The organism is Thauera sp., assembly GCF_035444905.1.
Taxonomy (GTDB): Bacteria; Pseudomonadota; Gammaproteobacteria; order Burkholderiales; family Rhodocyclaceae; genus Thauera.
Genome location: NZ_DAOMPS010000096.1, coordinates 1 through 7,793 on the forward strand (window position 1 = coordinate 1; position 7,793 = coordinate 7,793).

The window sequence follows — 7,793 nt, forward strand, 5'->3', positions numbered from 1 at the left end:
GCTTCTCGATGAAGGCCTGCATGCCTTCCTTCTGGTCGCGCGAGGCGAACAGCAGCGCGTTGGCGCGGCGCTCCATCGCCAGCGCGGTCTCGAGCGGGGCGTCCATGCCCAACAGAATGCATTCCTTGATCTGCTCGGCGGCGAGCGGCGGCATCGCGGCAACCATGCGCGCCAGTTCGATCGCGGTCGGGATCACCTGGTCGTCGGCCACCAGGTCGCTCACCAGGCCGGCGGTCCACGCCTCGTGCGCGGTGATCGGCTTGCCGGTGAGCGCCATGCGCATCGCCTTGACCTTGCCCACCGCGCGCACCAGGCGCTGGGTACCGCCGATGCCGGGCATGATGCCGATGCGGATCTCGGGCTGGCAGAAGCGGGCGCCCTCGCCGGCGACGATGATGTCGGCCAGCATCGCCAGCTCGCAGCCGCCGCCGTAGGCGTAGCCGCAGACTGCGGCGATCACCGGCTTGGGGCAGTGCTGGATCGGCCCCCACACGCGCTCGGTATGGCGCTGGGTGATCTCGATCGGGCCGACGCCGGCCATGCTGGTGATGTCGCCGCCGGCCGCGAACACCTTCTCGCCGCCGGTGAGCACGATGCAGCGCACGGTGTCGTCCGCCGCCAGCTCGGTGAAGCGCTGCGACAGCAGGGCCTGCAGCTCGAGCGACAGCGCGTTGGTGGCCTGCGGGCGGTTCAGGCGCAGCAGCGCGACGCCGCCGTCGAGGCGTTCGAGCAGCAGGGGCGAAGCGGTTTCGGACTGAGATGTCGGGTCTGTGGTCATGGAGCCTCCAGGAGCGCCCCGGGGGCGGACGGCCTGTGCGGGCGCGGCAACCGGGGAAGGGGATGGAATGCATGTTCCGTCCTCCACGCAAGGCGCTCATCGTCCATTCAGACGAAGAATGCTGCGGGAGCCGAACCTAGACTCGCAGGCATCAACCATCGTGGAGAAGTGCATGAACAATCAGGCTTCGACGGGCGCCGCGGCGCTCGACTACCGCGGCAAGGTCGTGCTCGTGACCGGCGGCACCAAGGGTATCGGCGCAGGCATCGCGCGCGGCTTCCTGGCCGCGGGGGCAGCGGTGGTCGTGTGCGGGCGAAATGCGCCCGAGGCGCTGCCCGAGGCCGGCGGCAGGACGGCCGACTTCATCGCCGCCGACGTGCGCGACATCGAGTCGCTGCAGGCCCTGTTCGCCGCCATCCGCGAGCGCTTCGGCCGCCTCGACGTGCTGGTCAACAACGCCGGCGGGGCGCCGTTCGCGCTCGCCGACAAGGCCTCGCCGCGCTTCCACGAGGGCATCATCCGCCTCAACCTGATCGCGCCGCTCAACGTCGCCCAGCAGGCCAATGCGCTGATGCAGCAGCAGGCCGAAGGCGGCGTCATCATCTTCGTCGGCAGCGTCGCCGCCTCGCGGCCCTCGCCGGGCACCGCCGCCTATGGCGCGGCCAAGGCCGGCGTGCTGTCGCTGGCGTCCTCGCTGGCGGTGGAGTGGGCGCCCAAGGTGCGTGTGCTGGCGATCAGCCCGGGCCTGGTGCAGACCGAGCAGGCCCACCTGCACTACGGCGATGAGGCCGGCATTGCCGCGGTCGGCGCCACCATTCCCGCCGGCCGCATGGCCACGCCGGACGACATCGCCAACGCCTGCCTGTATGCGGGCTCGCCGCTGGCGGCCTACTTCGCCGGCACCAACCTGCTGCTGCATGGCGGCGGCGAACGGCCGGCCTTCCTCGCCGCGGCCAATTCCGGCGAGCAGCACTGACGGAGCGATGACCGGTCCTGAGCGCGGGCAGGCTGTTTCCGTGTCAGCGGAATACGCCAGCCGGTGCTTGTGCTGAACTTGGTTGGCATTTCTGCACCGGGCGGATATCGATAAGGGAGTGGAGCATGGCCGTCAAAGGGGTTAATCGAATCATCTTGGCGGTACATGATCTGGAGGCATCGAAAGCCTTCTACAGAGAACTTCTCGGCGCTGAATTCCACGGAGCCAACTGGACAGGTGAAGCGTTTGGCATTCAAGTGGCGATCAGCTGGAATGCAGGCATTGAACTTTGCGCGCCAATGCCCGGGAGAGAAGCCGACTGTTTTCTGGCGCCGATGTTAGAGAGCAGGGGAGAAGGCATCCTCAATGTGGTCTTTGAGTTCGACGACGTCGATGAACCGTATGGGCGTGCGAAAGCCATGAGCATTGCGACGATCAACGCAGTCGACTACACGCAAGCTGAGATCGATGCGCACCTGGACGGGATGTTCTCTCGATACAAGGAGTATTTCCTTGGCACCAGGGACAAATGCGGATTTGCGATCACGCTTGGTGAATTCAAGGCGAAGCGCGAATAGCGCTGATGAATTCACCGCGCTGCCAGAACCTATGCTGACCCGGCAGGCGTTCATCATTTCGCACGAGTGAACTCGGGCCGATTGGGCCGACCAGCGCCACTGGCTCGAACGGCCAGCTCGGGCCGTCGACCGCCTGGCAACTCTGCATGTGGTCGTAGCTATCCGCCGGAAGAGGGAGCAGAAATCTCAGGATCCTGCCCCTTCCCTGAGCCGGGGAATCAAGAATTTCTCTATTGTGAATTGCATCTTTTGGCGATCCGTTTCGAGCGCCTCGGGCATATGGTCTAACCTGCCGTGGGCATCACCATGGCTGCAGTTCGACCTCAGCAGAGGAGGAAAGGAAATGATCAGCAAACTGACAATTGCCATCGCCATGAGCTCCGCGATCAGCGCTGCAGGCGGCGCACTCGCTGCGCAGGACACCAGCCAGATACCTTTCCCGGAAGGCTATCGCAGTTGGTACCACCATCATTCGACGGTTAACCTCGCCGGCCACGATCCCGCAGGCAACGTCGGAATCCAGCATGTCTATGCCGATGCCGCCGCCAGGGAGGGCCTGAGGAGCGGGAAGTTCGCCAAGGGCGCCACCTTCGTCGTCGACCGCTTCGCCTATTCGGAAGACGCGAACCACGCGCTCTCCCAGGGCGCGCGCAAGGTCATCGCGGTCATGGTGAAGGACGACGACCGCTATCCCGAAACCGGCGGATGGGGTTTCCAAGCCTTCAAGGGCGGCGACCCGAATGTCCGGGCGGTGACGGACGGCGGTATCCAGTGCTTCTCCTGCCACATCCCGCTCGCGGACAACGACCATCTGTTCACTCGCGGTGAGTGAGCACCGCCATCTGAGACCTGCAAAGCCGGCCAGCAGGCTCGCCGTCCATTCGACCAGGGAATGGACGGCGCTGCTGAGTACGACTGATCCGCTCAGCCCGCAGGCGCCTGCGACCGCCAGCGCCCGGGTGCGCTTGAGCCGCAGGCTCAGCATCAGCGCCGTCGATGATCGCGCGGCGCGACAGGCGGGCGCCGTGCAGGAAGAACAGCAGCGCGATACCGGCATGGGTGAGCCCGTCGAAGAGCGCAGCGAACGCGCCCTGTGCGGGCAGGACGGTGGCGAGCACCACGACGGCGGTGAGCAGGATCGTGAAGCGATCGAAGAGGAGCGTCAGCAAGTTCATGGCGGTCCGGGGCCGGGAGGGGCGTTAGCGGGCAAGGGTGGAGAGAAGGGGAGCAGGGCGACGGGCGGAGCGGCCAGGCCGCAAAGCCGGTGCGCTTGTGACGAAGCCTAGCGCACGGCGATACTGCCGACTAACGCCAACGCGCTCTTCAATGTCGCTGACCAGACATGCCGCCCACCCTGCACGATGAGCTTGCCGGGCTCACCGTTCTGCCGCGCCCGGTCTTCGGCCACGCCGAGTCGGTCGCCAATCGCGCGCTCGGCTATCGCCACGCCCATCCCTGGGTCCAGTTCGCCTATGCGCTGCTCCGCCGACACCGAGATCCGCAGCCTGTACATCGACCCCGCCGCCTCGCCCAGCGCGCAAGGCGGCTGCCGCGTGCTCGTGGTGAGTCCCCTGCTGCGTGAGTTGATCCGCGCCTTTGGCGCCTTGCCCGCCGAGTACGACGAGTAAGACGAGTAAGACGAGTACGACGAGTACGACGAGTACGACGAGTACGACGAGCACGGAGCGGCGGCCGGCTTGCCGCAGTGCTGCTCGATCAGGTGGCCGCAGCGCCCGCGCTCGGCCCGATGCTGCCGCTGCCACAGGAGCCGCGCCTGCGCCGGGTGTGCGAGGCGCTCGAGGCCGAGCCCGATTCGCGCGACGGGCTGGCCGCCTGGCGCGCGCGCCAAGGGTGTTCGGAGCGCACGCTGGCGCGGCTCTTCCGCGAGCACACCGGCCTCAACTTCCGGCTCTGGCGCCAGCGCCTGCGCCTGATCAGCGCCTTGCCCCTGCTCGAGGCCGGCGAGCGCGTCACCGACGTCGCGATCGCCTGCGGCTACGATTCGGTGTCGGCCTTCATCGCCCGCTTTCGCGAGCATTTCGGGGCGACGCCGGGGGCGTTTGCGGGGGTCCGGGGGGATGGGTGAGTGTGTGAGAGGGAGGAGGTGGGCTTCGGCCCGACCCGAGGCCGACCGTCCTTTCGACCGGCGACGAAGCGACCCGCCGCTGCCGCAAACGCGCGCAGTGCCGCATCTCGGGGTCTGCCTCACCCTTGCCACCGAGACGCTTCATCGGCGGTGATCTAGACTCACCCTGAAGGTGATGCGATCCGAACCCTTGGAAGGGCGCCCCAATGGCCAACAGCGAGCATGTGAGCAGACTCCGCGAGGACGTGGAGGCGTGGAACGAATGGCGGATCTCTGGGGAATGGCCGGACCTCCGGGGTGCAGACCTCGGAGAGGCCTATCTGGCGAAGGCCGACCTTGCAGGCGTTGATCTGACCGACGCCAATCTGTCGGGCGCTGAACTCGACGGTGCATGCTTGCGGGAGGCTGATCTGGTCGATGCTGATCTCAGCGAAGCCATGTGCGCGGACGTCAGCTTCTTCGGGGCCAACCTGACTGGCGCAGACCTTCACGACGCATTCCTCCTCAAGGCGAACCTGACCGCGGCACGCCTGCCCGGGGCGAATCTCACCGACGCCAAGCTCTGCCGTGCCGATCTGACGCTCGCCGACCTCACCGGCGCAGACCTGACCGCGTGTGACCTCAGCAGTGCTGTGCTGGTCGGGACACAACTCACCCGCACAACGTTGAGCAGATGCCGCGTCTATGGCGTGACCGCCTGGGACGTGAATCTGACCGATGCAGTCCAGCGCGACCTGATCATCACCCCTGGGCATGTCGATACGATCGTCGCCGATGCGGCCACCCGGAATTTGTGGGTGCACATCGGAGAAATCACGGTCGATGATCTCGAGATCGCGCAGTTCATCTACCTGTTGCTGCGCAACGAGAAGCTGCGTCAGGTGATCGACACTGTTACGGCGAAGGTGGTGCTGATTCTGGGGCGCTTCACGCCCGAGCGGAAACGGGTGCTCGAGGCCATACGCGACGCCTTGCGGGCGCGGGGACTGGTCCCGATCATCTTCGACTTCGAGGGGTCCGAGAACCGCGACTTGACCGAGACCGTGCGCACCCTGGCGCACCTTGCGCGGTTCATCGTGGCCGACTTGAGCGACCCGCGCAGCATTCCGCAGGAGTTGATGGCGATCGTGCCCATTCTCCCGTCCGTGCCGGTCGTGCCGGTGATCGAGGGTTCGCAGGACCCGTGGGCGATGTTCGGCAGCCTGAAGCGGTATCCGTGGGTGCTGGAACCCTACCGTTACGGTTCAGGTGAAGCGCTAGTCGCCGAGATCGACAAGCAGGTAATCGCACCGGCCGAGCAGGCGGTCGCGCAGGCGCGTCAGCCCGCACGGTAGCCCGCAAGGCCGAAGTCGGTCCGGCGAGTTACCAGTGAACGGACTCGGCCCCGTCAGCCGGCCGCGCACATGAGCCGGTAGCGCTCGTGCGCGCACCGTCCGTCGTCGGGCACAGAGACCTCGTCAGCGCTCTGGCACATGGCTCACCAGCAGAATGCGCCCCGGGAGCCGTGCCGGGCGATCGTGTCGGCCACGGTCAGTCCATCCTTTTGCGCCAGCGCTGCGTTGGCGCCTTCGAGGTCGGCGACGGTCGGGATCCTGGATGTGCTCGCCAGTCGCTCGAGCACAGACATCCGCTTGTGGGGGCGCGGCATGGGACCTTCCAGGCTGGCAATGCGGGCCTCCAGATCCAGCGTTTCGATCGCGCGGCGCCGGTTCTCGATCACCGACGCGAGCGTCGCGGCCTCGCTCGGCAACAGGTCGCTACTGGCTAAAGACCGGAGTGCTACCGCCTGCGCATCCGCCACTCCGGCCGCACTGGTGATGTCGGGCAGCTCCGGCAGCGACAGCGGGCGCTCTTTCACCGCCGGAATCTGCCTATCGATCACCACTCTCGTCGCGGCCTGCACATCACCCTGGGGCGCCGCGGCGAGGATGGTGTTCACCGCATCCTCGATCCCGTCCTCCAGCAACGTCCGGGCGAGCATCGTCGCATTGTGCCGGCATCCGCGAGGTTTTCCCGCGTTGCCCTTCGCGAACCGGCCCTTGTTGTCACGGCCATCCGATTTGGCACCGGATTTTCGGTCGGCTGCCGTCATCCGTTGTTCCAGATCATCGCGTCAGGGAGATTCTACCGCGGGATGGCTATGCGGAAATCCTAACTAATGACGAACGGGTGAGACGTGCCAAGCGAGGGCGCGCTTGCCCTTCGTCAAACCCCTGGAGACCTTCGACCTGGCCTACCAGCCCTCGATCGACAGGAAGCAGGTGCAGACGCTGGTCACGTGCCACTTCATCGAGCACGGCGACAACGTGCTCGTGCTCGGACCACCGGGCGTGGGCAAGACGCATATGGCCGTCGCACTCGGCCTCAAGGCGATCGAGGCCGGCTACCGCGTACTCTTTACCACCGCTGCCAGCCTCATCGCGGCACTGACCACCCGAGTTCGACAGTTACGCTCGTAAGTAATTGTTTTTGCTAGAGCGCACTTTAAAAAATGCCACTACAACAGCGCCAACTGCTCCGGCGCCGCTGGTTTTTCTATCCCTAATGCATGAAGCACCTCGTTCTGTTCCGTGCTGAGCGTCGACACCCCTGCCACCGGCTCACCGCCGTTCAGGCGCACGCGGTGATGCTGGATGCGCTGTAGTTGCTCGAGCGCGCGCTCGGGCGTGTAGCCCGCGTCCGCCGCCTTGAGTCGGCTATGCATGACCCGATGCAGGATCAGCGCCATGAAGCAGAGCGACGCATGCGCGCGAATCCGCTCGGGCAGGCGGTGATACACCGGGCCGATCTCGATCTCGGACTTGAGCACCTTGAAACCGCGCTCGATGTCGGCGAGCGACTTGTAGCGCTGAATCACGTTCTGCGCGGCGAGCCCCTCGGCATTTGTGACCAACAGCAGCTTGCCGTCCATCATTTCGGCGAGACGCTTCGCCTTGTCGTCGATGTGGTAGCTGAAGAGCTCCTCGCCCAGATCCACCTTGAGGATGCGCGACAGGTGCGCTTCGCTGACCGCATGGTAGAAGCGCGCCTTGGCGCCGCTGTCCGAGAGCTTGCGGCCCCGGTGCTTCACGCCTTCGTCCTGCTCGGTGAGCTTGCCCGACCATTCGTCTGCCTGGCGGACCAGTGCGTCGATACGCGCATTGCGCTGTTCGGTCTTGGTGGCCGCAGCCATCGGGTCGTGCGCGGCCACCAGCCGCAGCCCGTTCCAGGACTGCTCCGAGATCACTTCCTGGGTGGCGGTGGCGCACTGCTGTTCGTGGAAGGGTTCGAGCAGCTCGATGAACTCGTTGTATCGGCGGCCCGGCACCGCGACGATGAATTCGAGCGGCTTGCCGCTGGCCAGGCGCACGGCTTTCAGCGCCTCCAGATTGTCCA

11 protein-coding genes are annotated in these 7,793 nt (G+C 66.0%); 7 read left to right on the plus strand and 4 right to left on the minus strand.

Annotation, left to right across the window (positions count from 1 at the left end):
- Positions 1 to 778, minus strand: a 778-nt coding sequence (locus PLC66_RS21630; RefSeq protein ID WP_324544260.1) for an enoyl-CoA hydratase, incomplete at its 3' end; no start/stop codon positions are given.
- Positions 779 to 950: 172 nt separating this feature from the next.
- Here PLC66_RS21630 and PLC66_RS21635 point away from each other — a divergent pair.
- The 3 genes from PLC66_RS21635 (at position 951) to PLC66_RS21645 (ending at position 3,164) form a co-directional block, all read left to right on the plus strand.
- The gene (locus tag PLC66_RS21635) at positions 951 to 1,754 is read left to right on the plus strand and encodes an SDR family oxidoreductase (protein ID WP_324544261.1); all 804 of its coding nucleotides are present in this window, start codon (positions 951 to 953) and stop codon (positions 1,752 to 1,754) included.
- A 125-nt stretch (positions 1,755 to 1,879) separates the two neighbouring features.
- Positions 1,880 to 2,332 (plus strand): VOC family protein, encoded by a 453-nt coding sequence (locus tag PLC66_RS21640; RefSeq protein WP_324544262.1) that lies wholly within the window; start codon positions 1,880 to 1,882, stop codon positions 2,330 to 2,332.
- Positions 2,333 to 2,675: 343 nt separating this feature from the next.
- Positions 2,676 to 3,164: a cytochrome P460 family protein gene (locus PLC66_RS21645; protein ID WP_324544263.1), complete on the plus strand. Its 489-nt coding sequence runs from the start codon at positions 2,676 to 2,678 to the stop codon at positions 3,162 to 3,164.
- On the opposite strand, the gene PLC66_RS21650 is transcribed toward PLC66_RS21645, so the two are convergent.
- Positions 3,148 to 3,507: a bile acid:sodium symporter gene (locus PLC66_RS21650; protein ID WP_324544264.1), complete on the minus strand. Its 360-nt coding sequence runs from the start codon at positions 3,505 to 3,507 to the stop codon at positions 3,148 to 3,150. The two genes, PLC66_RS21645 and PLC66_RS21650, sit on opposite strands and share 17 nt — an antisense overlap.
- A gap of 297 nt (positions 3,508 to 3,804) precedes the next feature.
- Here PLC66_RS21650 and PLC66_RS21655 point away from each other — a divergent pair, with 297 nt between their 5' ends.
- The 3 genes from PLC66_RS21655 (at position 3,805) to PLC66_RS21665 (ending at position 5,752) form a co-directional block, all read left to right on the plus strand.
- The gene (locus PLC66_RS21655) at positions 3,805 to 3,960 is read left to right on the plus strand and encodes a cupin domain-containing protein (protein WP_324544265.1); all 156 of its coding nucleotides are present in this window, start codon (positions 3,805 to 3,807) and stop codon (positions 3,958 to 3,960) included.
- Between the two features lie 77 nt (positions 3,961 to 4,037).
- Positions 4,038 to 4,418: a helix-turn-helix transcriptional regulator gene (locus PLC66_RS21660; protein WP_324544266.1), complete on the plus strand. Its 381-nt coding sequence runs from the start codon at positions 4,038 to 4,040 to the stop codon at positions 4,416 to 4,418.
- Between the two features lie 206 nt (positions 4,419 to 4,624).
- On the plus strand, positions 4,625 to 5,752 hold the full coding sequence (locus PLC66_RS21665; RefSeq protein WP_324544267.1) for a pentapeptide repeat-containing protein: 1,128 nt from the start codon (positions 4,625 to 4,627) through the stop codon (positions 5,750 to 5,752).
- A 143-nt stretch (positions 5,753 to 5,895) separates the two neighbouring features.
- Here PLC66_RS21665 and PLC66_RS21670 read toward each other — a convergent pair whose 3' ends face one another.
- A complete protein-coding gene (locus PLC66_RS21670; RefSeq protein WP_324544268.1) occupies positions 5,896 to 6,510 on the minus strand; it encodes a hypothetical protein in 615 nt (204 codons plus the stop codon).
- Positions 6,511 to 6,613: 103 nt separating this feature from the next.
- Between PLC66_RS21670 and PLC66_RS21675 the strand changes: the two genes are divergently transcribed.
- Positions 6,614 to 6,877: an ATP-binding protein gene (locus PLC66_RS21675; RefSeq protein ID WP_503012257.1), complete on the plus strand. Its 264-nt coding sequence runs from the start codon at positions 6,614 to 6,616 to the stop codon at positions 6,875 to 6,877.
- Positions 6,878 to 6,915: 38 nt separating this feature from the next.
- Here the strand turns inward: PLC66_RS21675 and PLC66_RS21680 are convergent.
- A partial coding sequence (locus PLC66_RS21680) for an IS1634 family transposase (RefSeq protein ID WP_324544269.1) occupies positions 6,916 to 7,793 on the minus strand: 878 nt, incomplete at its 5' end.

What these genes read in the sequence shown, in the direction of transcription:
- PLC66_RS21635 (WP_324544261.1), top strand. Translation starts at nt 951, where the DNA reads ATGAACAATCAGGCTTCGACGGGCGCCGCGGCGCTCGACTACCGCGGC.
- PLC66_RS21640 (WP_324544262.1), top strand. Translation starts at nt 1,880, where the DNA reads ATGGCCGTCAAAGGGGTTAATCGAATCATCTTGGCGGTACATGATCTG.
- PLC66_RS21645 (WP_324544263.1), top strand. Translation starts at nt 2,676, where the DNA reads ATGATCAGCAAACTGACAATTGCCATCGCCATGAGCTCCGCGATCAGC.
- PLC66_RS21650 (WP_324544264.1), bottom strand. Translation starts at nt 3,507, where the DNA reads ATGAACTTGCTGACGCTCCTCTTCGATCGCTTCACGATCCTGCTCACC.
- PLC66_RS21655 (WP_324544265.1), top strand. Translation starts at nt 3,805, where the DNA reads ATGCGCTGCTCCGCCGACACCGAGATCCGCAGCCTGTACATCGACCCC.
- PLC66_RS21665 (WP_324544267.1), top strand. Translation starts at nt 4,625, where the DNA reads ATGGCCAACAGCGAGCATGTGAGCAGACTCCGCGAGGACGTGGAGGCG.
- PLC66_RS21670 (WP_324544268.1), bottom strand. Translation starts at nt 6,510, where the DNA reads ATGACGGCAGCCGACCGAAAATCCGGTGCCAAATCGGATGGCCGTGAC.